Genomic DNA, 24,261 nt, shown 5'->3' with positions numbered 1-24,261 from the left:
ACGCGAGGCGCTAAGCATGACGATCGTCCACCAGCACGCACCGTGCGAGATATGCCGCGTGCCGTTCGGCGGTATAAGCCGGCGGCACGAGCCGCGCCGCCAGCCGGTTGTGCACGGTCCGCCAATAGGCGGGACTGACTTGCACCGGCGCGATGTCCGCAGCCTCGATGGTGGCGATCAGGCCGAACATCGTCTTGACGTTGCGCTCGCCGTCTGCGCGCAACAGGATGCGTGCGCCGGGCGTCACGCCGGCCACGCGCTGGATGCCGTCGACGGGTGTGGCCGCCTGCATCACCATCAGCCGCCATGCGATCGTGCCGTAGTCGTTGGCCACCCAACTCACGCGGCAGCAGACCGCGCCCGGCAGGAACACGGCCAGGCGCCGCCAGTCGTCCAGACGCACGATGCGTTGCGGCGCGCCAAACCGCAGCCAGATGTGCACGCGCTGGGCCACGGTCGCCAGCGCCACGCGCATGCCGGACACGTCCGGGCGAGACGGCGGTGCGTTCACGATGCCTCTCCCGGAAACTCGCGTTCCAGCAGTTCGCGCAGCATGACGGCGGCGGTGACGCCGCGCCGAAAGGCGGTCACCTTGATGCGCCCGCGCAGCGCGGGCGTGACATCAATGGTGAGCCGCGCCGTGTAGGCCGGCGTGGGCAGCCGCGCATCGCCGCGCTGCACCCAGGCCGTCGCGGCGGTCGAAGCCGGGCGCTGGCCGATGGCGGCGCGGACACGCGACCCGCTCATTGCAACGCCTCGCGCACGTGCGCCGTCAGCCGTGCAACCTCGCGCGCCGCCGCGCCGTGTTCGTCGCGTTCGCGGGCCAGCAGGCCCGCCGCCACGCTGTCGGCAAACACGATGCGCTGCGACACGTCGGCCGCGAGCGCCGGCAGCGGCTGATCGGCGAGTGCTTCGCGCACCTCGCGTCCGACGACGGTGCGCACGACCTTGCGATTGATGACGAAGGCCGCCCGCAGTTCGCGCCGGTAGATTCGCGCTTCCTGGACCAAGCGCACCATGTCGCTGCTGGCCCATACGTCATACGCCGACGGCTGTACGGGCACCAGCACCAGGTCGGCCGCCAGCAGCGCCGAGCGCGTGATGGCCTCGGCCCGGGGAGGCCCGTCGATCACCACGAAATCGGCTCCCTGGGCGATTTGCGGGACTTCGACATGCAAGGACTCGCGGGCCAGCCCGATCACGCCGTACAGGCGCTGACGGGCGTTCTGCGCGCGGCGTTCGGCCCAGTCCGAGGCCGAGCCCTGCGGGTCCGCGTCGATCAGCACGACCCGAAAGCCTGCAAAGGCGAGTTCTCCGGCCAGGTGCGTGGCCAACGTGGTCTTGCCCGCGCCGCCTTTCTGGGTTGCCAGCGCGATGACCTGGCCGCAACGCGGCGGGTCGAGGCTGGCGTCAAGCGCGCCGGCCATGACCGGCCACGGTTCAGATTGCCGACCGCTTTGTACGGCCTCGCGTGGGTCGATGCTCAAGGTTTGAGCAGACGATCTCCCACTATCAATCTTAGTTAGTCTTTTAGTTAGAGAGTTAGGAGCGCCCCGGATCGCCAATGCTGGCGCGGCTTTCCAGCCATCGCTGCGCCTAAAACCCCGAACTTTCTGCGCCTGAAACCCCGAATCGCGTGCGCCCAAAACCCCGAACGCATCCGCAAGATATTCACAAGGTTGTCCACAAGTTATCCACATTGGGTTTACCCCTCTCTCTGTGTGCGCCATCAGGGCGCAGGCGTGTCAGATGGCCGATGCGACTGGCGGTAGAAAAACAGCTGTTCGACGCCACCGGCATGGGCCACGCGCAGGCGATAGCCAAGCAGCGCCTGGCGCTGCGCGAGCCGCCGCACGTCCAGCGCGAAGTCCGAATAACGGGCTTGGCTACCGGACTTGGCGTACAGGTGACGCAGCTCGAATCCCCAACCCATCCGCTGCGTGCCGCCGTGGCGGCGAACCAGCCGGTAGAGCCATCGTTCGATGCCGCCCGTGAGGGCGAAATAGCGCGGGTCGATGCCCAGCACCAAGGCATCGGACATCACGCCGCTGTAGAACCAATCGGGCAGGATCAATTCGAGGCCGGCCGAGCGGCCGCCGGGCCGCACGATTTCCTTCCACTCGTTGACCCACGAAAACCGATGCAATCGCTGGCTATGGGCTTGGCGCAGCGAGGTCGCCACGGTCGTCGATTGCAGACGGTCCAGCGCGGCGCGCAGGCGGCGGTAGTCATCCTGAGCGGTGCCGCGGCCGGTGTAGGTCAGGATTTCGTGCGGCGTGGCGGCCATCAACCGCGAGGTCGCCAGCCCACGGTCACGGGCAGCGACAAGCTGGCTGGCGGCCCAGATCATGAGGTCGGCGTCCCAAATGGTGGCGATGCCGTGCTCGGGCACGCCCTCGACCCGGATGCGCACCGGCCCGGCCTCGAAGTCGATGGGGGCGATGCGCTTCTGCTTGGCCAGCGAGAAAAAGGGATACGACATGAGATCGCGCGCGTCGCGCGGTCGCATGTCGCCGGGCAGCGCCTGGAACAGCGCAAGCTGTTCGCGCTCGCCGGCGGAGGTTCGCCGCTTGGCCATGACCGTTCCCCGGATGCGCCAGGCCGTCAGCGGCCGGCGCGGCGGTCCAGGTATTCGGGGTCGGAGGTCATGGAATAACTATGCTCGTCGGCCCAAGCGTCGAGATCCGAGATGGCGTAGCGCACGCGCCGGCCGAACTTTCTGAACTGCGGCCCGCCCCCCTGAACGCGCTGTTTTTCCAGCGTGCGCGGAGACAATCGCAGATAGTCGGCGGCCTCGTCATTGGTCAGGTAGCGCGGCGCGCGGGCGGACGCCGCGACGACAGCGTGCGCGGGCGCGGATGGGGCGGACAGGGAAACGGGGGACGTGGCCATGATGCCTCCAGCAGTGCGATGCGCTGGCGGGCCAATTCCCGCCGGCTGGAGACAGTCTTGGCAGAGGGTATCGAAGGCGGAAGGGAGAGATTCAAGGGGGGCTTGTTTTTCTCCCTGTCGGCGGGTCTATCTGCGGGTACAGGCCGGACGCAGCCCGGCCAAGTCCCGATAGCCACCGCGCATCAGAGCGAAGCCGCGCGCGAGGCTATGGCGCAGTTGCGCACGCAGCGCGCTGTCGGTGTGCCAGTAGGCATGCACCCGGTCGCGGCCGTAGATGACTTCCGCGATGTGGCGCTGCGAAGCGCCGGCCCGCGCGCCATCGAGCGCCTGCAGGGCGTGAAGATGATGCCGCGCGGCCAGCGGCACGAGATGGCTCGCTGCATACCGCGCCCGTGGACACGCGCGGCGTGGCGCCAGGTGGGCCGCATGCGCGGCCAGCAGCGCCGCCTGCGCATGCAGGCGCGCATCGAGCGGCACCGTACAGAACACCGGCTGACCTTCGAGCACGCCCGAGCCCAGCCGGGCGCGCAGCACGTGCGCGCCGTCGCCCGCCTCCAGCGCGAACCCGTCGGGCAGCGCGATGAGGCGCTTGGGGCCGGGAATGTGCCAGAGGTCGAGGCCTGCGCCCGTCTGGCCGCCGGTTGCACGCAGGTGCAGCAGCGAAGGCAGGCAGTCATCCCAGACCGGATGCGCATCGCGCGCGTCCCGGTTCGGGTCCGCGAGCCAGGCCAGGCCCCAGGGCCGGGCCGCCTCGGCACCGGCCCGCCGGCCGAACCGGCGCCAGCAGGCGCGGTAGGCCGGATCGCGGCGCAGGTATTCCCACGCCAGCGCGGGGGGGTCCAGTTGAAGCAGATACAGGTAGGCCGCCGTCGCCTCCCAGGGCGCGGCATCATCGTCAGACGCACGCATCGGTTCCTCTCGTGCAAGCAAGACACCCCCGACCCCGGCCGGTAGGCCGGAGCGGGCCAGGCAGTCAGCGGTGGGTGGCAGCGAGCCGCTGGCTGGGGATGTTCGAGAGGACGCCGGGCCAGCGCCGCCGCACAGCGGCGCTAGTCCTCGACGTATGCGCCGTGGGCGATTGCCCGCGCGGCGTAGTCCGACAGCGTGCGCGTCGGCGTAAAACGGGGGTCCGCAGCCAGTGGCACGCCCCGCGGGCCGCGGATGGCTTCGAGGTCATCCAGGCGAATGTCCGCAAGCTGCGGGAAGCCCGTATTGGCATCGCACAAGCCATGCAACCGCCTCGGGTCATCGGGGTAGGCATAGGCCAGCAGCCACACCACGCCGGCATCCGGCGTGTAGACCTTGGCGACCGGCACCGGATCGAAGCCGGGATCGCGGGCGCGCTGCCGGCCCTGATCCAGCAGGCGGGCATGCTGCGCGGCGGTGATGAGCGGCATGGCGATCTCCTGAACGCGGCCGGAAGCGGTTGCCACGCGGCCGATGATAGCGGGTGTACACCGGCCTTCCAAGGCCAAGCCAGGAGGCAGCAGTCTCCGCCGGCACGGGCCGGCCGTGGCCGGTCTCAGCGTAAGAACGTCGATCCGTGGAGCCGGATTGACGGTCCGGGCCTAAAATGAGCCCTATAGATTGTAGTCCTATAGGGTGCAATCGGCTGTCATCCTGTTTTTTGGGCAGACGGGATGGCGACCGAACACAACTTGGCGGGCGCGCTCCGGAAGGCGCGCAAGGCGCGCGGACTGAGCCAGGAGGATTTCTCGGACGTGTCGAGCCGCACGTACCTGAGCAGCCTGGAGCGCGGGCTGAAGAATCCCACGCTCGACAAGCTGGCCGAGCTGTGCGAGGTCATGCAGGTCCACCCCGTCACGCTGCTGACGCTGGCCTATGCCGGCAATGCGCGCCAGGCCGATCATGTTCTGGCGCAGGTGCGCCGGGAGCTGGAGACCATTCTGTCCAAGGTCGACCTCTGACGGTCCAGGCAGGTGTCGAAATGCCAGGCGGCTAGAATGCCCCCAAGGATTCTGTCCATGCGTACCCGCCCGTCCTCCCGCCTGCTCATCGTCGATGCCGCCCACCGCGTGCTGCTGTTCCGGTTCGTGCATCGGCGCGGGCCGCTGGCCGGCCGCGATTTCTGGGCTACGCCCGGCGGCGCGGTCGATGAAGGCGAAGACTTCGAGGCCGCCGCGCGGCGGGAACTGCGCGAAGAAACCGGCTTCACGGTCGACGACATCGGCGCACCGATCGCGCAGCGCGCGTTCGAGATGCAGATGCCGGATGGCTCTTACGTGCGTGCCGACGAACGGTTCTTTCTGATGCGGGTCGAGGAACAGCCCCTATCCAAAGACGGCTGGACCGAGCTGGAGCGCGACGTCATGACCGAGCATCGCTGGTGGACGCTGGATGAACTGCGCAGCACCGGCGAGGCCGTTTTTCCCGACGACATTCCGGCCATCCTGGCCGATGCGGGGATAACTCCCGCAGCGCGGTAGCGAGCGGAACGTGGAACACGTCCTGGGATTCCTCGGCTTCGTGTTGCGGCAATTGGCATTCGTGGCCGTGTTCTTCTGGCCCGGCTGGCTGGTGCTCAACCTCCTGACGCTGGGGCATTATCCGAGCGTACGCAAAATGAAGCGTGACCTGGACTACATGGAGGCGGAACTGATCGCCGTGCTTGGCCTACTGATCGTCGTTGGCGTCGTGGTGCTGGCGACCCGATACTGGCCGGAATGAAAGCCAGAAGCGAACCCGCAAAGCCGTACATGCCCCTATGCGTAGATCCGTATCTGCGCGGAACCTGAAAGCCTAAACGCCGCAAAGTCGTTTCTGTGCGAAGCCGTAGTTCCGCCGAAGCGGCATGGCGTCGAACCGTAAAGTCGTAGACACGTAAATGTGCGGACACGTCGATACGTAAATCCACGGCCCGCTGACATGGCTTCGGCAGATGGCAAAGGGATTGGATTCGCGTCAGCGATGAAAGCCGGCAGGTCGAGACGCCGCCGCCGGCTCGATGCGCAGCACGCCAGCGCGACCCGGCCAGCGCCGGGGGACGCCCGGATCAGCTATCGAACCTGGCAGGAACCAGGTCGTGAACGTCGATCCCAGGTAATAGCAGCACGTCCTCGACCTGCACGATGCAATGATGACCGCTATCGAGCACCAGCGTCGCCCGCGCGTCCAGGGCAAGCTCCTCGGCATCGAGCACACCATAGACCGGATAGCGAAACCCCAGGGCACGCCAGTTCTTCAACAAGGCCACGCGCAGCTCGTCCATCATGCCTTCTCACGGGTGGAAGTCAGGTTCGCCATTGTCCCGGCCCTGCCGGCGTGAGGACAGACGTGGAACTACGCACGCCGGACGAATCGGACCAAGCGAAGGCCGGGCGTTGGCCTGCACGCGGCACGCTGTCCGCATGAAGATGCCGGCCACGGCGAAGCCGGGGCCGGCGTCCGCCCGGCGGGCCGGGCGGGTGAGCATCAGCGCGCCTTGGTGGGACGCGACCAGATCAGGTCGTGGCTGCCCGATTCGTTCTCGATCAGCCTGGCGTAGATCGTGGCCGGGAAACTCGGATCGTCGAGCGTGACCGACAGATAGGGTCGGTCGTTGTTGGAGACCTTCTTCCACGCCGCGCCGATTTCGAAGTTGCCCGCCAGGATGCGGAAGTCCGGGGCCTTGTCGCCTTCCCGGTCGGACGGAACGATCTTGACCTTGACGTTCAGCGTCAGGGTGCGGACCGTGCCGCTGTAGCCGTTGTCTTGCGCGGTGAAGGTGCCGATGTTGGCCATGATGATTCTCCTTGAGGGTTCAAGTCCGCGCCCGATTGCGCGTCCTTGTGTGATCCGGTCAGGCGAGGACCGGGCGCGGCGCACCCCGCAGGGGCGGAAACGCAGTGGACGACCGGGAGACGCGGCGATTTTGTCCCGCGAGGAATGCGCGGCACGCGCAGGGGAAAATCGTTGCGCCGGACGGTTGCGCCGATGAAGCCCGAGGTGGCCCCCCGGGCCGCCGTGCCGCAGCCAGGATTCACATAAACAAGGCCGTGCGATCGGGTGAGGACGTTGCCCGGGAAGCATCCTGGCAAGACCCTGCACCGTGGTGACATGGCGGGTGATGCGGTTCGCTGACGTGGACATGTCGAAGATTCCGGCCGGGCGGGAAGGCGACAAAGCCCCGGTGCCTCCAGGTGGGCAGGATCGGCGCGGCGTGGTGAACGGTCCGCCCGCCGCCCGGTTCGGGCGCGGCGTGCCGCAACCGGCACGCTCACCTCGCCAGGGTGGGCGATGGCGGCATCGGGCACAACCGGCCCGGTCGCATCCAGGCGTAGATGCGTATCCGCCCGGCCTGCTGGACGGGCGCCAATCTGCCGGCACCCCGGCGGCCCGCAGCGGTGCGGCGTGACCCGCCGCCTGCGGCGCTCGATGGGCCACCAGGACGGCGGCCTGGCGTGGACGTTGGCCGCCGCGTCCCGGGCACAACCGGGACGCGGCGACCCGTTTTGCACGGCCCTCGATGGGCACGCAAAACGCCCGCCGTTCCTGCCAGCATCGGCAGGAACGGCGGGCGCAGCAGCGCCCCAGGCAGCGGGCGAGCCCGCCGCCCGGGTCATCGGCCGATCATGCGGCGCACAGCATGGCGGGCAGCCACTTGGCAGCCGTGGCGTGCTGGCCGGCTTCCGCTGCCATGACCGCCTTCTGATAGCCTGCTACCCGGCTGATTTCCCCCGGCTTGAACGCCTTGAACGCGGCCAGGATGTGGGCTTTCGGGACGTGGTTGAAATACGCCTCGGCCGTGGGCTGCCAATAGGCGCTCATGTCCAGCTTGACGGCCCGCGCCAGCGCATCGGCGCGGGTATCGTGCTCGTCGCGCGTCACGGCATCCACCGTGCCGGCCACGCACACGGCCAGCAGCGCCAGCAAGTCGGCCCGCTTCATCTGGCGCAAGGCGTCGAACAGTTCTGCGTCATCGACGGGCAGCCGTTCGCGCCATGCCGTGCGCAGCGCATCGAACTCGGCCGTTGCCTTGCTTGCGGCCAGTTCATGCGCGTACTGGCGCAGGCCGTCCTGGGGATGAACGTGGATTTGCATCAGGCTGTCGCTGCCGCCGTAGAACACGTCCAGCGCCAGCCGATGCACCAGCACGGCCAGGGCCACGTCAGGCTTGCCTGCCACCTCGGCCTGCAGAGCGGCCGTGCGGTGCGCGCTCAGGTTGCGGACCAGCCGGTCCGAAAGGGTCTTGGCGGGCGTGGCCTGCGGCGGCGCATCCGGGCTGTTCGCGCCGTCCCCGTCGGTGGCGTTCGTACCGTCCCCCGGCTGCGCTGCCTGGGTGGCGTCCTTCGCGTCCTCGGGACGCATCAGCCCGCGATGCACGACGACCGCCCCTTCGCGGTCGAGCGTGACGACCGCGCCGGCAACCGCCAGCGTCTCAGGCGCGTAGGCCAGCAGGCCGGTATAGAGCGTGTCCAGGGCTTCGCAAACGCGCTCACCTTCCTCGTAGAGCGGCGCGGCGGCGTCCTCGTCCTCGGCTTCCTCGGCAGCGTGCAGGGCTTCCTCGATCTCGGCCTGCCGGGCGCGCAGCCTGGCGATCTGCTTGGCCTGCCGAGCGGTCGGTTCGCGCTGCACCTGTGGGGCACGGCGAAACCCGGCCAGTTCGGCGTAGCCGAAGACGGGTGCCGCCTCGACCCACTTCCACCCCTCGGCGCGCACACCGGCGGCCATGACCGCCAGCTTGCCCGTTGACAAGCGGGCCAGCAGGTCGGCGTCGGTCAGGTAGACCCCTTCGTCCTGGGCGAACAGGTCGCGGCGGATGCCGCCCCCGGCGGCGGTGTAGGCGTCCACGCCGACGAAGCGGGCCAGCGGACTGCGGGTCGCATCCACGTCGCGCTGCGTGAGGCGGCGGCGCAGCGCATAGGGCTCGCGCTCGTGGGCGGGCGCATCGTAGAACGCGGCTTCCTGGGCTGCATGGTCGTCGGTGAGCGTGAGTGCCATTAGCTGTTCCAGCGTCACGCCGCCCTGGCGGTAGTCGGCCAGCAGGCGCGGCGACACGCGCGCCAGCCGCAGGCGGCGCTGCACGACCAGCGGCGTCACGCCGAAATCGGCCGCAATGTCTTCAACCGGCCGCCCCTCGTTGACCAGGGCCAGGAACGCTTCGAACTGATCGGCCGGGTGCATGTCCTGGCGCTGCACGTTCTCGGTCAGGCTCACGGTGACGGCGCTGTCGTCGGGCACGACGAGGCATGGAATGGTCTGGTCGCGGGCGATGCGCTTGTGCTTGGCCAGCAGCCGCAGTGCGGCCCAGCGCCGTCCGCCTGCGACGACTTCGAACAGGTCGTCCTGCCCCAGCACCGGCACGACTATCAGGTTTTGCAGCAGCCCGACGCGGGCGATGCTTTCGGCCAGGGCATCGACCGGGACGGCGGTCTTGCGCACATCGCGCCGGGACAGGCGCAGCCGGGACAGTGCGATGAAGCGCAGTTCGGCGGCCGGCGTGTCCTGCGCGGCCGGGCTGGTGCCCGCCGCCTCCTGGGCCGCAACCTGCGCCTTGTCGATCACGGCCTGGGTCTGTTCGGCCACCTGCACGGCCTGGGTTTCTACAACGGTTGTGGTGTTCATGATGGGACTCCTTGAGAGGATGCCCAGCGGGTGAATCCCCACATGGGCACGAAGGGCCGGGGTGGCCCTTCGTGCCCATGCCCACCACGCGGCATGGCAGGGGTGCGCCGTCAAGGGAGGAAGCGGCCCGCCCTGGCGCGGCCCGCAGCCGCAGGCGAGGACACGGGGGCCGGCCGCGGCCCTTGACGGAAGAAGCGCCCCGGACATGCCAGGCAAGCGCCGCCAGGCGCGCGCAGGCGTCCACCAGGGGGATTCGTCCTTGGACGCCGGAGTGCCACGACCTGCCGTTGTCTTCCGGCGTAGCCGGCTAGCTGCTGGTTTGCCCACCGTCGGCAAGCTGACGAAGGAAAAGCCGCTACGCCGGATCGTCTTCGCAACCGGCGCAGCGAACAGATGAACAGGCGAGCCAGGCTCGCCTGCGCCGGTCAGATCAGCCCGGCTTCAGCCATCGAGATGACCCTGGCGCCCGCGACGATGAGATGGTCCACCAGACGCACATCGATCAGCGCAAGCGCGTTCCTGATGAGCTGTGTGAACCGTATGTCCGCCGTGCTCGCCTCTTCCACACCTGACGGATGGTTGTGGACCAGCATCACGGCCGCGGCGTTGTATCGAAGCACCAGCTTGAGCACTTCGCGTGGATAGGCCTGTGCCTGATTGAGCGTGCCACGGAACGGTTCCAGGTAAGTGATCAGGTGCATGCGGGTATCGAGCAGAATCAGCCCGCACACTTCGTGCTCCAAGCCAGCCAGACGCAGTTGCAGGAAGTTCCTGACCATGTCCGGCTTGCTCAGATTCTTGCCGCGCAGTTTGTCGACGGTGACCAGTTCGCGCGCCACGGCCAGGATCTCCGTGCGCTGCGCGGGCCGCACCGCGCCGCCGGGTTCGCGTACCAGCAGTGCGCCGGCCAGATTGGGGTCGCTATCGATGAAGAGGGAATATTGCATGACGGCCTCCGATTCGGAATCGGGCGGAATTGCCCGGAACCGAAGGGGCACGGCGCAGCGCAAGCGGTCAGGGGTCGCAGACGGCCGCCAGGCCGCAAGCGCCTTGGCGCGCCGCCCTTGACGGCGAGAACGGCGTGACACACTAACCGGATAGCAAGGCCTCCAACTCTTCAAAAGCAGATGACAGCGGTTGTTAAGCCAGCGCAGCGCGCAGGCGTCAGCGATGCGCAAGGCGGCGCAGCATGTCCCGCAAGGGATGAGCGGATAGCGAACCTGGAGAACCGCGTCCCCGCTTTGGCCGGGAGACGCGAGCACACATCAGTAGGAAATAGCGCGAAGCAGCATCGTCAACAGGATCTAGGTGGCAGTTGCACTAGGCCACACGATGACGCGACAATAGGTACGCGCCGGCAGCTAGCCTTTTCCGCCTCCGCCCATCCTGGGCATGGAAGACCTGCCATTACCTCTCGACCCCCGATTTTTCCTGGGCTGCCGATAAGAACGGAGGCACTTATCCACGATGCAGCCCGAATTGGAGAAATTCGGATGGATACACTTACCCTGACAATCCCGTCGCGCACCGCGATGGCGCGCAAGCTCGCTGAAGCGTTTCGCTCCTATGGCGTAGAACTGCGTCACGCCGAAGCGACCCGCGTGCTCGCCACCGTGCTAGGCGAAAACGAACACACGCTGGCCGCCAAACTGGATCAAACACGCACTTCCCCTGGAAATGCGTTCATGCGAGAGGGACGCGGCTTGGAACAGGCGAGATTGCTCCAAGCGCTCGTCAAGGCCAGACTCGAACTTGCGGTGCAAGTCCCTGCGTTGGGCGGGGTGCGTACATGTGTCGCCACCGCTGAGCAGGCATTGCGCCTGCTGGAAGACAAAGACGCGGTCTATGGGGAACTGGTGGGCCTGAGTAAGCCCGACTACATCGAGTGGCAGTCCAGCAACGGTAGTGTTTATTGCTGCGCCCGCACGAAGGTCGGGAAACAATGCCGCAACCCGGTCAGTGGAGGAACGTGGCTGGAGCCCCCTGCGTGGAAAGCCTTGCATGATGCTAAGGGCTACTGCGCCATACACGGCGGCTAACCTTCGAGCCGTCGCAGCGCCTCCATGCTGCGGTAGCCCACACGGGCTACCGCAAGTCTGCTATTACGAATGCGCAGCCGCAGGTTTCCCGCCTGAACCTGCGGGTTGCCACAGCGCCAGCGTCGTCGCATCCCGATGATCCACACTCAGTATCAAGGTATTCAAGGGGACAAATTGCTGCTTACCCTCGGCGTCGTGGGAGAGATTGACAAAACGGATGTCGCGCCCGGCGATCAGGAATAGGCCTGCTTGTCGCATATCGTTCAGGATGTCATCGAGCGATTGCACCAATGCGATCTCCGAGCGGCCCGTGTTTCCCCCTTCCATGTCGGCACGCATGGCCAGGATTTCCAGAAGGTCGATGCAGTTCTGCAATTGAACCCGAACGTCTGGGAGCAGTGCCGGTGACACAGAGTCGCCTATCACCGAACCGTAGCTCTGCGCCCCCGTCGCCATGCGCAGCAGCCGCTCTCCGTTTTCCACCTCGAAAGCCAGCGTCTCTTGCGTTTCCTTCAATAAGCCCGCCGGCGTCAAGGCCAGAGCAGCAGCCATCTTCAACACTAGTTCCGCATCCGCCATTTCGTAGTCCCGCAGACGGAAGATGTCGCGGTACGACACGCCAACGGTGCGCGCCAGTTCCGCTATCGACATCTCGCGTTGCTGTAGCTGCGTGTTTAGTTTTTCGTAATCGACCTTCACCACCCAGTCCTTGGCATCGCTGCCTTGGGCGATCGACTGAAAAGCACTGGTGACGGAACCTGGCAAGGCATGGCGCCAACGCAAGAAGCGTCGCAACTCCTGCCTTGCCTCTTCCAGCGTATAAACGTCCGCCTGGCTATCCGCACCGGCGCTGTCTATCCATACCCGCTCCACATCGAAGCTGTCATTAGCACCCACAAACCGCGGCGCGCCATGTACCTGTTCGACAGAGGTGCAGGCAATCGAATCGAGCATCAGGAACAACTCGCGTTCATCGGTAATGATGCGCTGCAGCGACCCCGTCAAACTCGTCAATTTCCACACCGCATAGTTGCAAGGGCCAAGTCGTTCCGATAGGGCACCGTGTATGACCAGCGTCCCCGGTCGCGCCTGCTCGATGTTGTCCACAATCCGCGCCAAGGCCCGCCGCAGTTGGGTTTCGTCGAATGACGTGGCGACGATCCATCCTGGCGTTCCGGCGTGGTGCTTGGTCATCGCCACGATGGCTATGGAGAACCAAGGTCCATTGGCCTGGCTGACTTCCAGAAGAACGGATTGAGGAGTGCGCTTGAGTGCGCAGAACGCGGGTTCCGCGCGCGTTGGGATGAGATCGATGGCCTTGCGAAGCATCGCCGAAGCGGCATCGGCAACGGAGTCCAGCAACTCACCGCCCTGGACCACACCTTCAATCGTAGTCTGGAGAAGATAGACACAATCAGTGTGCTGGATGGAGGCGACTTTAGCGCGCATCCAACTGGCATAGCCTTCGAGCTTAGCCACCAGCTCCAAGACATGCGTGTGCTTCAGTTCGATATGGGCGGTCGCCAAGGCGTCCTTGAGGCTCCGGGCTCGGCGCTTCATGTTGGTCGTGCGCTGCAAATCAGCGGCGTCGAGAATGCGCGCAGCCGTTCCGAGATCAAGCGTGACGACCCGATCGGCAAGGTAACGAACGAGGATGGTTGCGGAGGACTCCGCGGATGAAGAGAATGGACGTGCCATAGTGGCCAACTCCGATGGTTAAGCTCACGTCAGGCTGGTTGATGGTGCCGCGCGTTACCGGATCGCCTGATGTGGGCAAACACGGGGTTGGTCATGCTATGGCCGGGTGGCCTACGCCGGATTTGCCGTACCGCCGTGGCGGCTACGCGACTGACAGGCTCCGGGGTGCCTTGCTAATTATCTAAGCACATCCCTCCAAAGAAATCAAGATTGTAAGGACACGCCAATCAGTTGATGACTGGTGCCACTGGCGCGTGAGTCCGAAGTCCACCTATGTTTTGCTAGGTTAACCCTAGTGCACAATGTGGCATCTCGCATTCTTGGAGGAGGCATCGTGTCGCAAACTGCCGAAGATTTTCGCCCCAAGGTTTTCATTTCCTATTCGTGGACCAGTCTCGACCACCAGCGGTGGGTGCTTGACGTAGCCAAGCGTTTGACTGAGGCGAACGTGCATGCGCTCTTGGATATCTGGGACCTGCAGCCTGGCGCTGACTCTATCCACTTCATGGAGCGCATGGTTAACGATCCGAGTGTCCAAAAAGTCTTGATTCTTGCCGATGAAAAGTATGTCGCCAAAGCAAATGACCGTGAAGGTGGCGTTGGCACGGAAACGCAGATCATCTCGCCTGAGCTGTACAGCCAAACGGACGCAGGAAAGTTTGTTCTTGTTGTCTGCGAGCGAGATGAAAAGGGAAGGCCGTATTTACCAACGTACTACAAGTCCAAAATCTACATCGATCTGAGCGATGAGGGCCGCTACGCCGAAGAATTCGAAAAGCTATTGCGGTGGATATACGACAAGCCGGCGGAGGTGAGGCCTGCCTTCGGCGCAACTCCTTCTTTCCTTCAGGAGAATTCGGCGACGGACCTGGGCACGGCGATGTACGCCCGACGAGCTATGGAGGCGATGCGCTCTGGTAAGCCACAAGCCTTAGGCTCATTCATCGAGTACTTAGACGTGCTGGCGCGGCACCTTGAACGACTGCGTATCACTAGAGAGTCTGGCAAAGAGTTCGACGAACAGGTGGTCGAGTCCTTTGTGTCGTTCAAGCCATTTCGAGACGAGTTCTTGGAGGTGTTAAGGGTCGTTATGACGCATTCGCAGGATCTCGAAATGGGTAGGGTTCTTCATCGCTTTTTTGAGCAGATTTACAACTACAACGAACGGCCGTACGACTACATAGGGTCCTACCGATCTACCGACTTTGACAACTTTCGACTTGTGTGTCGCGAACTATTCCTGCTGACGAACTCGCTTGCGCTCAAGCTTCAACGCCTAGATGTTGTGCATACGCTACTCGAGCAGGACTACTACATCACGGTCGCAGACGGAAGGCAGACCATGTATTCGTTTGGGGTGATGGCGAGGGAAGTAGAGTCGATGGACCACAGGAGGCGTCGTCTGTCCTCTGATCGAGCAAATCTAATTGCTGACATGCTACTAAATAGGGCAAATGGCTCTTTTGTCACCCGAGATGACGTTCTACAGGCAGACTTCGTTTTACATCTTCGCTCCCGCCTAACCGGGCAGCGTCATTGGCATCCGGCTACACACGTATTTGCAGGTGGAATACACCGAGCCTTTGAGGTCTTTGCGCGTTCCTCGTCGCGGGCTTTTTTTGCGAAGCTCGCGCCAATACTTGGTGTCGACGACGTAGAGAGGCTTAAGGTTTTTGTGGAACAAATGGGGCAGTACGGCCAGGGTTTCAACTCAGGAGATGCCAAGTTACTGACTGGCTTCGATGAGCTTTGCACTCGAGCATAGAGAGACGAAAATGTAGTGAGTCGACTGGCTAGTTCGCGTTCCGGCACGGACATTCAAGGGCCGTTTATCATGGGCCGGCATCCACAAGTTTCATCCAAAGCACAACAAAAGCGCCGAGCGCGATTGCGAGCGGCGCTGAATGCATCGGTCAGCTCAGTCCGAAGCCGGTTCGATCATCGCTTGCAACTGGTCAAGCACACCCGGCTCGACGAAGACGCAAGGCTGATCGGCCGCAATGGGAACGTTGAACACCTTGCCAAACGCTTCGCGCTTCAGGTGAGCCAGCCGTCCCGTCCGATAGGCCTGTTCGGGTTTCAGGTTCCCGGATGCAGACGGCGAACCGCTACGCTGCGGATCGCATTCGACCACGGCGACGAAACCGTCGTTGAACAACCGCTGGTGTTCGGGGCACAGGTCCCAACCTGTCGTCGTATAGCGCTTCATGCTCGCGCGCAGGCGCTTGTCGAGCAGCAGGTTGCCCGTATCGAACGTGGTGCCGCATACCAGGCATACACGCTGTTCCAGCGAAACATGGGACTTGTCGTTCATGACCTTCTCCGGTTGCTTGGGCGGAATTGCCCGAGACCGAAGACGCACGGCGCAGCGCAGCAGTCAGGGGGAGAAGACGGCCGCCAGGCCGCAAGCGCGCAAGGCGCGTGCAGCCCTTGACGCGCGAGCACGCCGTGGCACGATGGGAAAACAGCAAGGCCGCTTACTCTCCAACAGCAGATGACCCCGGGGTCGGCACGCCAACGCGCCCGTGTCAGCGATGCGCAAGGCGGGCATGGCCCGTCCCGTCAGGGATGAGCGGATAGCGAACCTGGAGAACCGCGGCCCGGCCTGGCCGGGAGACACCCTGGCTACAATCCTCCCCATGCCCAGACCGTCAGAGAAGACGCTGCTGCGGCGTCGAATAAAAGGACAATCAATCGATGGCCACACGCTACGGCCGCCGTCGACGCGACGGCACCTATGAATATCACGACAGCGATGCCTCGCTGCAGGCGGCTAAACGACAAGAGGGCCGAGAAGCGCGGGCTGGTTTCTTCGGCTTTGTCGGCCTGGTGATCGGCGGCTGGCTGGCCTACCTGGGGCTGCAGTACATCGGCGCGGCCGATTGGCCGAAGTGGACGCGATTCGTCGGCGTGCTGGTGGGAGCCGGAGTCTGCGCCACGCTCTTTTTCAAGCTGGCCGAAGTTGTCTGGAAGCTCTTTGTCGCGCTGCTGGCCATCGTCTTGCTGCTGGCAATCGGCGTATTTCTCTGGAAATCCGTCTAGTACACAGCGGTTCCTACGCCGCACTAAGATCCAACGCGCCCTGTCCGGTTGAGCGCCTGACCCGAGCTGCGCACCATCAAAGCCATGCCGATACGCATGGAGACGGACATGGTGGTAACGAGACAGGACAGTGCCGCAACCAGCTTTCAGCCGGCCTTCTACCGCATGCGCGACATCATACGCATCACGTCGCTGAGCCGCCCAACCTTGTACCGCCGTATTGCGGCGCGCCGATTTCCGGCGCCCGTCAAACTCGGCGGGCGAGCCAGCGGCTGGCCCGCGGAATCGATCCAGGCGTGGATTGCCGATCCGGCAGGCTACGTAGCCACCGAGCCGCCCGCGCTGCCAGAACCCTAGTTGGCTGACAAAACACGACTTATACTGTATATTTAACCAGTATTTGATCAATAACCGTCTTTCCGCCACAAGGGGATAAACTGGCGGCGGAAAGGGAGATTGTCATGAACCCGTGGCCCGAGTTCCTAGCGAACAAACCCGTCGATACTCGTATCGAAATGGGTGCCTACGAGTATCTGTGGCAGCAGCCCAACTCCAACACAAAGCGGCTGGCCGAACTGTTCGAGTTCCACCCCGGCAGCCTGCCGTCCGACCTGGTGGACGAGGACGCTGCCCAGCGGGCCGCCGAGGAAGTCGTCGGGCACCTCGCCAAGCGGGGCATCAAACGTTTCGGCGTGCGCATCAACGGCATGCACGACTACCCGGCCCGGCTGCGCGACGCCACCGAGCCGGTGGAAATGCTGTACTTCCTCGGTTCCTGGGAACTGGCCGAGTCACCGCGACGTGTGGCCGTGGTCGGCACCCGCCAAGTCAGCAGCGAAGGCGCGGCACGCACGCGCAAGCTTGTGCGCGCCCTGGTCGAACACGACTTCACCATCGTGTCGGGTCTGGCACAAGGCGTCGATACGATCGCCCATCAGACTGCCATTGACTGCGGCGGACGCACCATCGCCGTCATCGGCACCCCCATCTCCGAGGTCTACCCGAAGGAAAACGCCGAGCTGCAGCGGCGCATCGCCAGCGGCTACCTGCTGGTCAGCCAAGTGCCCGTGCTGCGCTACAAGGCTCAAGGCGCGAACGTGAATCGCTTCTTCTTCCCTGAGCGCAACAAGACGATGTCGGCGCTCTCCGAGGCCACCATCATCATCGAGGCCGGCGAAACATCGGGCACGCTGACGCAGGCGCGCGCCGCGCTCGCCCAGGGCCGCAAGCTATTCATCCTGGAAAGCAACTTCCGGAATCCCGCAATCAGCTGGCCGGCGAAGTTCGAAAAGCAAGGCGCCATCCGAGTGCGGGAGGTCGAAGACATCCTGCGCGAATTCGAGGACGTGCCGCACGCCCACGCATGAACATGCCGCCCCGCCTGACGGTGGTGGGCGAGCAGGAGCGGCCGGACCACTGGTATCTCCCCGCTGATGCCCAGTGCTTCTTCTGGGGCGAGTACACGCCCTACGAACACACTCAGGGCAAGCGGTGGAATTTCTCGGCCACCAACCAGCTCATCGCCAACTTCAAGAAAGGCGTGGACCGGCGCGACCGGCCCGACTGGCACTACAAGCAGCAAGCGATCTGTCAGGTTGCCACGGCGTTTTCCCGGTTCTGGAAGTGGGCCGACACACACCAGAATCATCGCCTGGCCCTGATACCCATTCCCCCTTCGAAGCCACGCCACAACCCGCTATATGACACCCGCATGGTGGACATGCTCAATCAGCTCGCCCAACTGGTAGATCTACCGCTCGACATTCGCGACTGCTTGAGCTTCAGCGGGGCAAATGCTGCGAGCCACGAAACCGCCGAACGTCCATCACCCGATGAACTCCAAGCCGACCTTAGCTTCGACGAGGCCGCAGGACGGCGAGTGCAGCCCCCCACTGTGGTTTTCCTGTTCGACGACATGCTGACCACGGGCGCGCACTATGTGGCAGCAGCCCGCAAACTGACCGACGCCTATCCCGGCACTCAGATCATCGGCAACTTCGTCGCTCGGCGACTGATTCCCGATCCGTTTGATGATTCCCGTATCGGTTCATGAAAAGAAGTGTTCGTAACACGATCAAGGTGATTATGATAGTCCATACACGGACCCGCCAGACAAGTAACATGCCAGCCCCAGGTTTCGCCATGCCCGCGGGGAAGACACCGGCGTAAGATTCGGCATCAGCTAACTCTTTGCCGAACGGGAACGTTTAAGGGCAAACCAAATGTTGCCTACTTGTAAGCGATAATGGCAATCATAGGTTGCCCAGTCCACACCAACGCCCGCGCTTTGGCGTTCGACGCGATTTTTAAGAGATAGGCAATAGTAATGCGCATAATGGTGATGAAGAGGCGAGCTAGCAGAATGGCCGCTGGAGTTCAGCCTCTGAAGGGACGCATATGACTTCCATTCGGATTCAGGAGAGAACGTCTATCGACGAAGTCCTTGCTTGGCGAGTAGCTCAGTGCACCGTGATCTCTGTAGGCAGAAGAAGCGGCTTCGAACCGGGTGCGCAAGGATTGGCTTTAGCCGCGCTCGCGTCGATGCGGCCAGGCCGAAACGCGCCCTGTCTTGAATGCGATTTTGATGAACCTAAAACTCTTGACGATCTCGAGTCGACTTTTTTTGGGAACGCCGTTGGCTTTGCGTTACCTCGTTTAATATCCAACCTTCAATTTCAGAAGGTTCCGGCTTCGCGTGAATTCAAGCGACTACTGGGTGAACTCTACAAGGACAGACGCGGGATTCTGGGATCAGGCCGTAGCAAGACAATTGTGTGTGCTGATCCAGTCTTTCCCATCCCTCCTTGTCTCGCGCTGCAAGGGACTCCCACCACTACCTTCCCAACGCCGTCGGCGTTTTCGAGTCTCATTAATGCCGAAGTGGAAAAGATGGGATTTCGCCACATGCTAGCCTCGACGGGTGAGTCGGATGTTATCTCGTTTGTTTATGAGTCACTTCGCAACAGTTGGGAGCACGGTATTTCGCTAGATCCGCCACGGCGCGCCCGCAGTACACGGGCGTTAATCATTGAAAAGATCGTTTTGCAAAAAACAGACCTAGCGTCACGGCAGCTATCACCTGAGCTCAAGGATTATTTAGCCCGCATTGTCGAAGCAAACCATGACGATCTTGGGCTCGGTGTTATATGCTTTTCGGTCGCGGATCAAGGGGATGGCATTCAGGCAACACTTCCAGCCAAAACTGATTACCCGAATGAGACCCGTGCCGAGCGTTTGGCGAGGGCCTTTGTTCCCGGGGAGAGCCGTAAACCGGCTGGCGTAGTCAAGCGCGGGCTCGGGTTGGCGAATATTATTTCAGCAGCGCATAGTCTTCAGGCGTTGCTACGCATCAGTTCGGGGGATCTCGTCGCGTCGCAGGACTTCTCGTACGGCGAGGATAAGTATCCCCAACTTAAACTCGACTCGATCCGCCAACTTCCCGATATGGCACCGCGCGGTACATGTATATCGATTTTTATACCGGAATTCGCTTTTGATCTGGATCAGCATAGTCTCTTTCCCCGTTGATGACATAAAAAATCATGATTCTCGCTTTCAGCGACATCATCGCCGAGACGTCCGCAGACTTTGATCATGCCGTAGCGCAAATTGAAAGTACAAACTTGCGCCAGGCGGAAGGTATCGTGCTCCGAGCTCATGCGTCGTTATGGCGTCGCATTAAGAAAAATGATTTCAACGTCGAATTGCTTAAACCAGATCTGGATGCTGTCGGGCGCCGAGCACCTGGATTGGATATTTATTTACTTCCCGATGCACATAGCCTCGCTGAGCACTGGGTTGTCGGATCAGGGGCACAGCCGCCTATCCGACTTATTGACGGTGCGAGCGGGGCGATATCATTGGCAATGGTCAATGCCGAATGCCGAAACGATATCCGCATTGCCGAGTTAAGAGAACTATTCGAGTCTTTTCAAGGGCGTTGCGTTATCTGTGCAAGTGAAAACCATCATTTTGCATTACCGTCTGGCGCGCATTCTACTCAGTTTGTTCGGCTTGGCGATGCGTTTGCCAGCATTGACGTCATAGATCGGATTGCATACTGGGTTGCGATGGAAATCCAGTCGAAGCCTGAGATTCTTGAGCGGAACGGGCGTCATACCATATTTGTTGATCATCCCAGCATGCTCGTTCTGGCGGCACGAATCCAGCGATTGGTAGACGTACCTATAAACATAGTGGCATTTCCCACCTATCCGTCGGATATCCAATCACGAAACGCCTCGTTTGAAATGCTGCGAAAACAAGCAGCTGATTGTGCATCTGTGCTCGTCGTAATAGGAGTTGCATCAACTGGGCGCTTAGCTAACTTTATTCAGCGATGGGCTGAAACAGAATATCCCCATGCGTTAAGCGTCATCGTCCTCTATGCACTGCAAGAGCTTCAGGCCACATCCGTGCTCTGCAGGCTTGACTTAAAGGGCTACAGGCACTTTAGCAATGAGGATGGCTGTGAACTATGCGCCGCACATAGCTCCGCTGTACAGATCCATACGTCGAGCTATCTCGTCGGCCTCCAACCAGGTGAAGCAGTTCCTCTCATACCGAGACACTTTCATAGTCAGCGGGATTTTTTGCAGCGGTGGGGGGAAGTTCCAGGGGTACTTCGCGTCCATTACGACGATCCAAACGAAGCAACTGGCCGGCATCACGCTTTCTACATTGATGTAAGTTCCTTACTGGATGCCCCCGGATTTCAGGGGGAGCTTATCGCGGCCATTGGCCGCTTCGACCCCGAACCAGAGGTGATTGTCATTCCCGATCACCCGACAGCTCGCAAGCTTGGCGATATCCTGCATGGATTTCTTGCAAAGCCGCTAGTAGTCCTCGACGAAAAACTTATTGCGAGAGGAGAAGGTCCGATTGACGAGAACCTTCGATTAGCGCAGTGTGCTTTGATTATTGATGACATCTTCATTACAGGCTCAAGGCTCGAAAGCATAAATCGATTCCTGCGGGAACGATATGCCGAAAGGTGTCCCAGCCTAGCAACCATTCACTACTGGACCGTGTTGGCGACGCCTTCATCTTCAGCCAATTATGAGCGTGTCGTGAGAGGGATAACGCAAAATCATGGCTGGTCCTCAACTGTGTCGCATCTGCAAGAAATTCCTTTACCCGACTGGCATCGCACCGGCGATTGCCCATGGTGTATGGAGAGGAATGTTCTATCTGGTTTAGCTCAATCTGCGGTGGAATTCGACGGAAAGATCGCTGATCGACTTGCGTCGTTGTCAGCAACGGATCAGGGGATAGTTTCGGCTCCATTCGTAGATAGTGGCGCTGCTATCCCGCTGCTTGGCGCACAGTCGGTAGCGCTCGCGCCGGGTTCTAGCGCCATGCAAGTTTTATTCGCCTGCGCAAGCGCTACTCAGCAACTACGAAATGCTCCTGAAAATGCTCTAAATGCTGATCTGTTTCCTACACCGAGATATATAGCCAGACGTGTCTTTGAAACTAATTACACCGAGCGACTGATATGGCTGGCGCTTCTCAGGTCTTTGAAGGGCAAGGAATTAGATCCGGCGCTTAAGGCCTTTCTTGCAGCCACCGCGTTAAATTCGCAAGATGCACAACGTGGGATCGTCTTAGGTGAGCTTGCCGTCGCTTGGCTTACAGGAAAACTTGGATCTATACCCGTTTCGGAACCCTGTCGTGATTTTTTTTCCAGTGTCGGTATTTCATGGGAGGCGCTGTACGCGAAAGCGTTCGTTGATCGTTACCCGCAATAGGAATGGACGGCGAATCAGGGTCAGGCCATAGATGAGGCAGGCAGCTATTATTTCTGTGCACGGCGCTAGGTAGCCGTCATAGCGACGCTAAGCACAAAAGGACCATGCGCGGGCTTCCATGCTGTTTGCAGTTTAAGACTTGTCTATGCCATTGGTTACTCTTGTTTGACGAGTCATAGGCGCCGCAACAGCGGCGATGCGAAAGAAACGCCGATCCTCCTGCGTCAATGGGTCGCCATAAAAGAGCTTTTCCACCAAGTCAAGCAGGTCAGATGCTACGCCATGCTCGATACCTGCGTCTTGCATACGGCGAATGTCGTTGGCATCTTCATCTTCTATCCGGGTCGCACTACGTGGCACAGGAACATCGGCTACTGCTTCACGGATACCTTCCTGAACATCGACTAAGAATTGGGCGGCCTCTTCATCAAGCACAGTATTACGAACAGCCAACTCCATCAAAACGGCTAAGGTGCCCCGAAACCAGTCGATCTCCGTGCCTACAAGAGGTATCGCATGGACATGCGCGATGTAGCGCACTGCGTGAGCAATGACCATATCAGTCTCACGCTGTTTCCTAACGAAGTCCTGGTGCTCCTCTGCAACGACTAAGTATTTTCCAGCTAACGTTTCCACGACATCATTGGAGGCAGTCCCATTGCGCCATAGAACTTGGCGGGCAACAGCCTTACAAGCACTAAACAACTCTGTTTCTAACGGTGCGGTCATGGTGCGAAACCTATGGTCGAAGAGGGGCCAATACTGTTGATGTGAAGCACCAAGTCTAGCCGAGGCGGTCGACAAAAATCGGAGTGTTGCGACAAACGACAAAACTAAAGTTCGCTGACGAATAGTCGTCGCAAACATGTCCCTAAATCTGACCCTATAGATCACTTAGCCAAAAAAACTTCAATTGAATCAATAAGATAGATCATTGACAAATACTAGCGGTAGTAGCAGCCTATCCACTTGTTGGAACGCAGCGCATGGAAAGACTGCGTATCGATGGCGCGCCAGGCATCCAGGTCGACCAGCGCGGTGGAGCCGCGGCGCCGCAGCGCATGGCGCAGCCACGGGCAACGCCATTCCGGCGGCAGAAGGCTGCTGGCATCGTAGTTGCGCGGAGCGAGGAAACCATAGTGACCGACGGCGTCCTGCACCATGGACTTGAGCCGCTGGCGCGCCGCGCCGCCATAGCGGCCGACGAAGCCCGGCAGCGTATCCGCGAGCAGGCCGGCATCCAGGCTGGCGCCGTCGTCGTCGTAATGCGCAGCCAGCACGCCGCGCATGGCTTGCAGGCGGACATCGGCCATCGCGTCCCGCACCGCCGTCTGGGCACGGGCCAGGATGTCGTGGACGGTGCGATCGTGTTCGGCAAAGGCCCGCGCCAGTTCACCGCCCGACCAGGCGGTGCGGCCGGCCATTCCCGCTGCCCCCGCCGCGCTCATGTAGGCGGCGCCATGCGCCGGACCGAAGAAGCCTCCGATCAGGCTGGCGGGCGGATTCATGCCCGCCAGCCGCCGCGCTTCGGTATCGCCGAAACGCGCCCAGGACGCCAGCGTGACGGCATGCGCCATCGCAACCTGGTGGGCCACCAGCGCCCGGTTGGAATAAGCCAGGAAATTGAGGCTGCGCGCCTGCACCAGGGCGCCGCTGTATGCCGCGGCATCGGCCGCATGCGCCAGCCGGGTTTTCTCGCGCAGCAACTGGCCGCCGTTGAAAAGCAGCAGCAGGCCCGCGGCGCCCAGGGCGAGCAATGCCACTGCCAGGGCCAGCGCCTGTCCCGATTGCACCGTGCGCATGGCGATGCTCAGTTGTCGCCGCCCAGGGCGGCATTGCCGGTGAACGACTTGAGCGAACGCGCCGACGCCTGCGATCTCGCGCTCTTGGCGGCGGTCTGGGCGGCGCGCGATTCGGCCGATCCGTCTTCCCCGGCGAGTTCGCGCGCCATGGCGGCGGTCTGGGAGCGCACGACCTGGCCGAACAATTGGTAGACGGCGATCGCGGCCACCGCGACCAATGCCACGATGACGACGTATTCGACCATGGACTGGCCGCGTTCGCGGCGAGGGCGGAGAAGACGGGACAAGCTCGATGGTACCGGCATGGCGAGGCTCCCGCCCCGCTCGCCGGGCGGCATTGCCCGGCTTCTGCGAAGCGTCCCGCCAGTTTCACGGTGGCTCGAAACACCGGCAATGCGAGGAACCCGACACGGACAAATCCGTCCCGCACCGGCGAAAAAAACCCGGCCGCTCGGGCCGGGTCATGCGTGGATG

At 62.3% G+C, this 24,261-nt stretch carries 27 protein-coding genes; 11 read left to right on the top strand and 16 right to left on the bottom strand.

What is annotated here, in order from left to right:
- Positions 1–10: 10 nt before the first annotated feature.
- The 7 genes from PIGHUM_RS18195 to PIGHUM_RS18165 all read right to left on the bottom strand — a co-directional run bounded on the left by PIGHUM_RS18195 (position 11) and on the right by PIGHUM_RS18165 (position 4,289).
- Entirely contained in the window at positions 11–475 is a 465-nt protein-coding gene (locus tag PIGHUM_RS18195; protein ID WP_124081210.1) for a DUF2840 domain-containing protein, read from the bottom strand.
- Positions 476–507: 32 nt separating this feature from the next.
- Positions 508–747, bottom strand: a complete 240-nt coding sequence (locus tag PIGHUM_RS18190) for a chromosome partitioning protein ParB (RefSeq protein WP_124081136.1) — start codon at positions 745–747, stop codon at positions 508–510.
- On the bottom strand, positions 744–1,427 hold the full coding sequence (gene parA, locus PIGHUM_RS18185; protein ID WP_124081135.1) for a ParA family partition ATPase: 684 nt from the start codon (positions 1,425–1,427) through the stop codon (positions 744–746). The genes PIGHUM_RS18190 and parA overlap by 4 nt, the downstream gene beginning before the upstream one ends.
- A gap of 302 nt (positions 1,428–1,729) precedes the next feature.
- The gene (locus PIGHUM_RS18180) at positions 1,730–2,578 is read right to left on the bottom strand and encodes a replication initiator protein A (RefSeq protein WP_124081134.1); all 849 of its coding nucleotides are present in this window, start codon (positions 2,576–2,578) and stop codon (positions 1,730–1,732) included.
- A 26-nt stretch (positions 2,579–2,604) separates the two neighbouring features.
- Entirely contained in the window at positions 2,605–2,892 is a 288-nt protein-coding gene (locus PIGHUM_RS18175; RefSeq protein WP_124081133.1) for a helix-turn-helix domain-containing protein, read from the bottom strand.
- A gap of 126 nt (positions 2,893–3,018) precedes the next feature.
- Entirely contained in the window at positions 3,019–3,801 is a 783-nt protein-coding gene (locus tag PIGHUM_RS18170) for a DUF2285 domain-containing protein (RefSeq protein WP_124081132.1), read from the bottom strand.
- A 140-nt stretch (positions 3,802–3,941) separates the two neighbouring features.
- On the bottom strand, positions 3,942–4,289 hold the full coding sequence (locus PIGHUM_RS18165; protein WP_124081131.1) for a DUF2958 domain-containing protein: 348 nt from the start codon (positions 4,287–4,289) through the stop codon (positions 3,942–3,944).
- 243 nt (positions 4,290–4,532) lie between these two features.
- Here PIGHUM_RS18165 and PIGHUM_RS18160 point away from each other — a divergent pair, with 243 nt between their 5' ends.
- The 3 genes from PIGHUM_RS18160 to PIGHUM_RS18150 are packed head-to-tail and all read left to right on the top strand — an operon-like array spanning position 4,533 to position 5,580.
- The gene (locus tag PIGHUM_RS18160; protein ID WP_124081130.1) at positions 4,533–4,820 is read left to right on the top strand and encodes a helix-turn-helix domain-containing protein; all 288 of its coding nucleotides are present in this window, start codon (positions 4,533–4,535) and stop codon (positions 4,818–4,820) included.
- 57 nt (positions 4,821–4,877) lie between these two features.
- Positions 4,878–5,339, top strand: a complete 462-nt coding sequence (locus PIGHUM_RS18155; protein ID WP_124081129.1) for an NUDIX hydrolase — start codon at positions 4,878–4,880, stop codon at positions 5,337–5,339.
- Between the two features lie 10 nt (positions 5,340–5,349).
- On the top strand, positions 5,350–5,580 hold the full coding sequence (locus tag PIGHUM_RS18150; RefSeq protein ID WP_124081128.1) for a hypothetical protein: 231 nt from the start codon (positions 5,350–5,352) through the stop codon (positions 5,578–5,580).
- Between the two features lie 325 nt (positions 5,581–5,905).
- Here the strand turns inward: PIGHUM_RS18150 and PIGHUM_RS18145 are convergent, their stop codons facing one another.
- The 4 genes from PIGHUM_RS18145 to PIGHUM_RS18130 all read right to left on the bottom strand — a co-directional run bounded on the left by PIGHUM_RS18145 (position 5,906) and on the right by PIGHUM_RS18130 (position 10,403).
- The gene (locus PIGHUM_RS18145) at positions 5,906–6,124 is read right to left on the bottom strand and encodes a hypothetical protein (protein ID WP_124081127.1); all 219 of its coding nucleotides are present in this window, start codon (positions 6,122–6,124) and stop codon (positions 5,906–5,908) included.
- Between the two features lie 200 nt (positions 6,125–6,324).
- Positions 6,325–6,633: a DUF736 domain-containing protein gene (locus tag PIGHUM_RS18140; RefSeq protein WP_124081126.1), complete on the bottom strand. Its 309-nt coding sequence runs from the start codon at positions 6,631–6,633 to the stop codon at positions 6,325–6,327.
- Positions 6,634–7,461: 828 nt separating this feature from the next.
- Positions 7,462–9,456, bottom strand: coding sequence for a ParB/RepB/Spo0J family partition protein (locus tag PIGHUM_RS18135; protein ID WP_160142343.1), 1,995 nt, complete (start codon positions 9,454–9,456; stop codon positions 7,462–7,464).
- Positions 9,457–9,881: 425 nt separating this feature from the next.
- Positions 9,882–10,403: a JAB domain-containing protein gene (locus PIGHUM_RS18130; protein WP_124081124.1), complete on the bottom strand. Its 522-nt coding sequence runs from the start codon at positions 10,401–10,403 to the stop codon at positions 9,882–9,884.
- Positions 10,404–10,949: 546 nt separating this feature from the next.
- On the opposite strand from PIGHUM_RS18130, the gene PIGHUM_RS18125 reads away from it, so the two are divergent.
- The gene (locus PIGHUM_RS18125) at positions 10,950–11,495 is read left to right on the top strand and encodes a hypothetical protein (RefSeq protein WP_124081123.1); all 546 of its coding nucleotides are present in this window, start codon (positions 10,950–10,952) and stop codon (positions 11,493–11,495) included.
- Between the two features lie 63 nt (positions 11,496–11,558).
- Here PIGHUM_RS18125 and PIGHUM_RS18120 read toward each other — a convergent pair whose 3' ends face one another.
- Positions 11,559–13,193, bottom strand: coding sequence for a glyoxalase superfamily protein (locus tag PIGHUM_RS18120; protein ID WP_124081122.1), 1,635 nt, complete (start codon positions 13,191–13,193; stop codon positions 11,559–11,561).
- Positions 13,194–13,527: 334 nt separating this feature from the next.
- Between PIGHUM_RS18120 and PIGHUM_RS18115 the strand changes: the two genes are divergently transcribed.
- The gene (locus PIGHUM_RS18115) at positions 13,528–14,958 is read left to right on the top strand and encodes a toll/interleukin-1 receptor domain-containing protein (protein WP_160142342.1); all 1,431 of its coding nucleotides are present in this window, start codon (positions 13,528–13,530) and stop codon (positions 14,956–14,958) included.
- 153 nt (positions 14,959–15,111) lie between these two features.
- Here PIGHUM_RS18115 and PIGHUM_RS18110 read toward each other — a convergent pair whose 3' ends face one another.
- Positions 15,112–15,507 carry an ATPase gene (locus tag PIGHUM_RS18110; protein ID WP_124081120.1) on the bottom strand — a complete coding sequence of 132 codons (396 nt, stop codon included), beginning with the start codon at positions 15,505–15,507 and terminating at the stop codon, positions 15,112–15,114.
- Between the two features lie 383 nt (positions 15,508–15,890).
- On the opposite strand from PIGHUM_RS18110, the gene PIGHUM_RS18105 reads away from it, so the two are divergent.
- From PIGHUM_RS18105 to PIGHUM_RS18080, 6 genes are all read left to right on the top strand, one after another.
- Entirely contained in the window at positions 15,891–16,235 is a 345-nt protein-coding gene (locus PIGHUM_RS18105) for a hypothetical protein (protein ID WP_124081119.1), read from the top strand.
- Positions 16,236–16,343: 108 nt separating this feature from the next.
- Positions 16,344–16,592, top strand: coding sequence for a helix-turn-helix transcriptional regulator (locus PIGHUM_RS18100; protein WP_246013303.1), 249 nt, complete (start codon positions 16,344–16,346; stop codon positions 16,590–16,592).
- A gap of 104 nt (positions 16,593–16,696) precedes the next feature.
- Positions 16,697–17,602, top strand: a complete 906-nt coding sequence (locus tag PIGHUM_RS18095; RefSeq protein ID WP_124081117.1) for a DNA-processing protein DprA — start codon at positions 16,697–16,699, stop codon at positions 17,600–17,602.
- The gene (locus PIGHUM_RS18090; protein WP_124081116.1) at positions 17,599–18,288 is read left to right on the top strand and encodes a hypothetical protein; all 690 of its coding nucleotides are present in this window, start codon (positions 17,599–17,601) and stop codon (positions 18,286–18,288) included. Before PIGHUM_RS18095 ends, PIGHUM_RS18090 begins: the two co-directional genes overlap by 4 nt.
- Positions 18,289–18,632: 344 nt before the next feature.
- A complete protein-coding gene (locus PIGHUM_RS18085; protein WP_124081115.1) occupies positions 18,633–19,763 on the top strand; it encodes a hypothetical protein in 1,131 nt (376 codons plus the stop codon).
- A gap of 14 nt (positions 19,764–19,777) precedes the next feature.
- Positions 19,778–21,985, top strand: a complete 2,208-nt coding sequence (locus PIGHUM_RS18080; protein ID WP_124081114.1) for a hypothetical protein — start codon at positions 19,778–19,780, stop codon at positions 21,983–21,985.
- Between the two features lie 132 nt (positions 21,986–22,117).
- Here the strand turns inward: PIGHUM_RS18080 and PIGHUM_RS18075 are convergent, their stop codons facing one another.
- From PIGHUM_RS18075 to PIGHUM_RS18065, 3 genes are all read right to left on the bottom strand, one after another.
- The gene (locus PIGHUM_RS18075) at positions 22,118–22,714 is read right to left on the bottom strand and encodes a hypothetical protein (RefSeq protein WP_124081113.1); all 597 of its coding nucleotides are present in this window, start codon (positions 22,712–22,714) and stop codon (positions 22,118–22,120) included.
- A gap of 215 nt (positions 22,715–22,929) precedes the next feature.
- The gene (locus PIGHUM_RS18070) at positions 22,930–23,787 is read right to left on the bottom strand and encodes a pilus assembly protein TadG-related protein (protein WP_124081112.1); all 858 of its coding nucleotides are present in this window, start codon (positions 23,785–23,787) and stop codon (positions 22,930–22,932) included.
- Positions 23,788–23,795: 8 nt separating this feature from the next.
- Positions 23,796–24,092 carry a hypothetical protein gene (locus tag PIGHUM_RS18065; RefSeq protein ID WP_124081111.1) on the bottom strand — a complete coding sequence of 99 codons (297 nt, stop codon included), beginning with the start codon at positions 24,090–24,092 and terminating at the stop codon, positions 23,796–23,798.
- Positions 24,093–24,261 lie beyond the last annotated feature (169 nt).

It is taken from the genome of Pigmentiphaga humi (assembly GCF_900606115.1).
Lineage (GTDB): Bacteria > Pseudomonadota > Gammaproteobacteria > Burkholderiales > Burkholderiaceae_B > Pigmentiphaga > Pigmentiphaga humi.
Note: the sequence above shows the minus strand (reverse complement) of the source record. Positions and strands in the feature narration are given on the sequence as shown.

Coding starts and splice junctions, on each gene's coding strand:
- PIGHUM_RS18195 (WP_124081210.1), bottom strand. CDS start 475: ATGCGCGTGGCGCTGGCGACCGTGGCCCAGCGCGTGCACATCTGGCTG.
- PIGHUM_RS18190 (WP_124081136.1), bottom strand. CDS start 747: ATGAGCGGGTCGCGTGTCCGCGCCGCCATCGGCCAGCGCCCGGCTTCG.
- parA (WP_124081135.1), bottom strand. CDS start 1,427: ATGGCCGGCGCGCTTGACGCCAGCCTCGACCCGCCGCGTTGCGGCCAG.
- PIGHUM_RS18180 (WP_124081134.1), bottom strand. CDS start 2,578: ATGGCCAAGCGGCGAACCTCCGCCGGCGAGCGCGAACAGCTTGCGCTG.
- PIGHUM_RS18175 (WP_124081133.1), bottom strand. CDS start 2,892: ATGGCCACGTCCCCCGTTTCCCTGTCCGCCCCATCCGCGCCCGCGCAC.
- PIGHUM_RS18170 (WP_124081132.1), bottom strand. CDS start 3,801: ATGCGTGCGTCTGACGATGATGCCGCGCCCTGGGAGGCGACGGCGGCC.
- PIGHUM_RS18165 (WP_124081131.1), bottom strand. CDS start 4,289: ATGCCGCTCATCACCGCCGCGCAGCATGCCCGCCTGCTGGATCAGGGC.
- PIGHUM_RS18160 (WP_124081130.1), top strand. CDS start 4,533: ATGGCGACCGAACACAACTTGGCGGGCGCGCTCCGGAAGGCGCGCAAG.
- PIGHUM_RS18155 (WP_124081129.1), top strand. CDS start 4,878: ATGCGTACCCGCCCGTCCTCCCGCCTGCTCATCGTCGATGCCGCCCAC.
- PIGHUM_RS18145 (WP_124081127.1), bottom strand. CDS start 6,124: ATGATGGACGAGCTGCGCGTGGCCTTGTTGAAGAACTGGCGTGCCCTG.
- PIGHUM_RS18140 (WP_124081126.1), bottom strand. CDS start 6,633: ATGGCCAACATCGGCACCTTCACCGCGCAAGACAACGGCTACAGCGGC.
- PIGHUM_RS18135 (WP_160142343.1), bottom strand. CDS start 9,456: ATGAACACCACAACCGTTGTAGAAACCCAGGCCGTGCAGGTGGCCGAA.
- PIGHUM_RS18130 (WP_124081124.1), bottom strand. CDS start 10,403: ATGCAATATTCCCTCTTCATCGATAGCGACCCCAATCTGGCCGGCGCA.
- PIGHUM_RS18125 (WP_124081123.1), top strand. CDS start 10,950: ATGGATACACTTACCCTGACAATCCCGTCGCGCACCGCGATGGCGCGC.
- PIGHUM_RS18120 (WP_124081122.1), bottom strand. CDS start 13,193: ATGGCACGTCCATTCTCTTCATCCGCGGAGTCCTCCGCAACCATCCTC.
- PIGHUM_RS18110 (WP_124081120.1), bottom strand. CDS start 15,507: ATGAACGACAAGTCCCATGTTTCGCTGGAACAGCGTGTATGCCTGGTA.
- PIGHUM_RS18105 (WP_124081119.1), top strand. CDS start 15,891: ATGGCCACACGCTACGGCCGCCGTCGACGCGACGGCACCTATGAATAT.
- PIGHUM_RS18100 (WP_246013303.1), top strand. CDS start 16,344: ATGGTGGTAACGAGACAGGACAGTGCCGCAACCAGCTTTCAGCCGGCC.
- PIGHUM_RS18095 (WP_124081117.1), top strand. CDS start 16,697: ATGAACCCGTGGCCCGAGTTCCTAGCGAACAAACCCGTCGATACTCGT.
- PIGHUM_RS18090 (WP_124081116.1), top strand. CDS start 17,599: ATGAACATGCCGCCCCGCCTGACGGTGGTGGGCGAGCAGGAGCGGCCG.
- PIGHUM_RS18085 (WP_124081115.1), top strand. CDS start 18,633: ATGACTTCCATTCGGATTCAGGAGAGAACGTCTATCGACGAAGTCCTT.
- PIGHUM_RS18080 (WP_124081114.1), top strand. CDS start 19,778: ATGATTCTCGCTTTCAGCGACATCATCGCCGAGACGTCCGCAGACTTT.
- PIGHUM_RS18075 (WP_124081113.1), bottom strand. CDS start 22,714: ATGACCGCACCGTTAGAAACAGAGTTGTTTAGTGCTTGTAAGGCTGTT.
- PIGHUM_RS18070 (WP_124081112.1), bottom strand. CDS start 23,787: ATGCGCACGGTGCAATCGGGACAGGCGCTGGCCCTGGCAGTGGCATTG.
- PIGHUM_RS18065 (WP_124081111.1), bottom strand. CDS start 24,092: ATGCCGGTACCATCGAGCTTGTCCCGTCTTCTCCGCCCTCGCCGCGAA.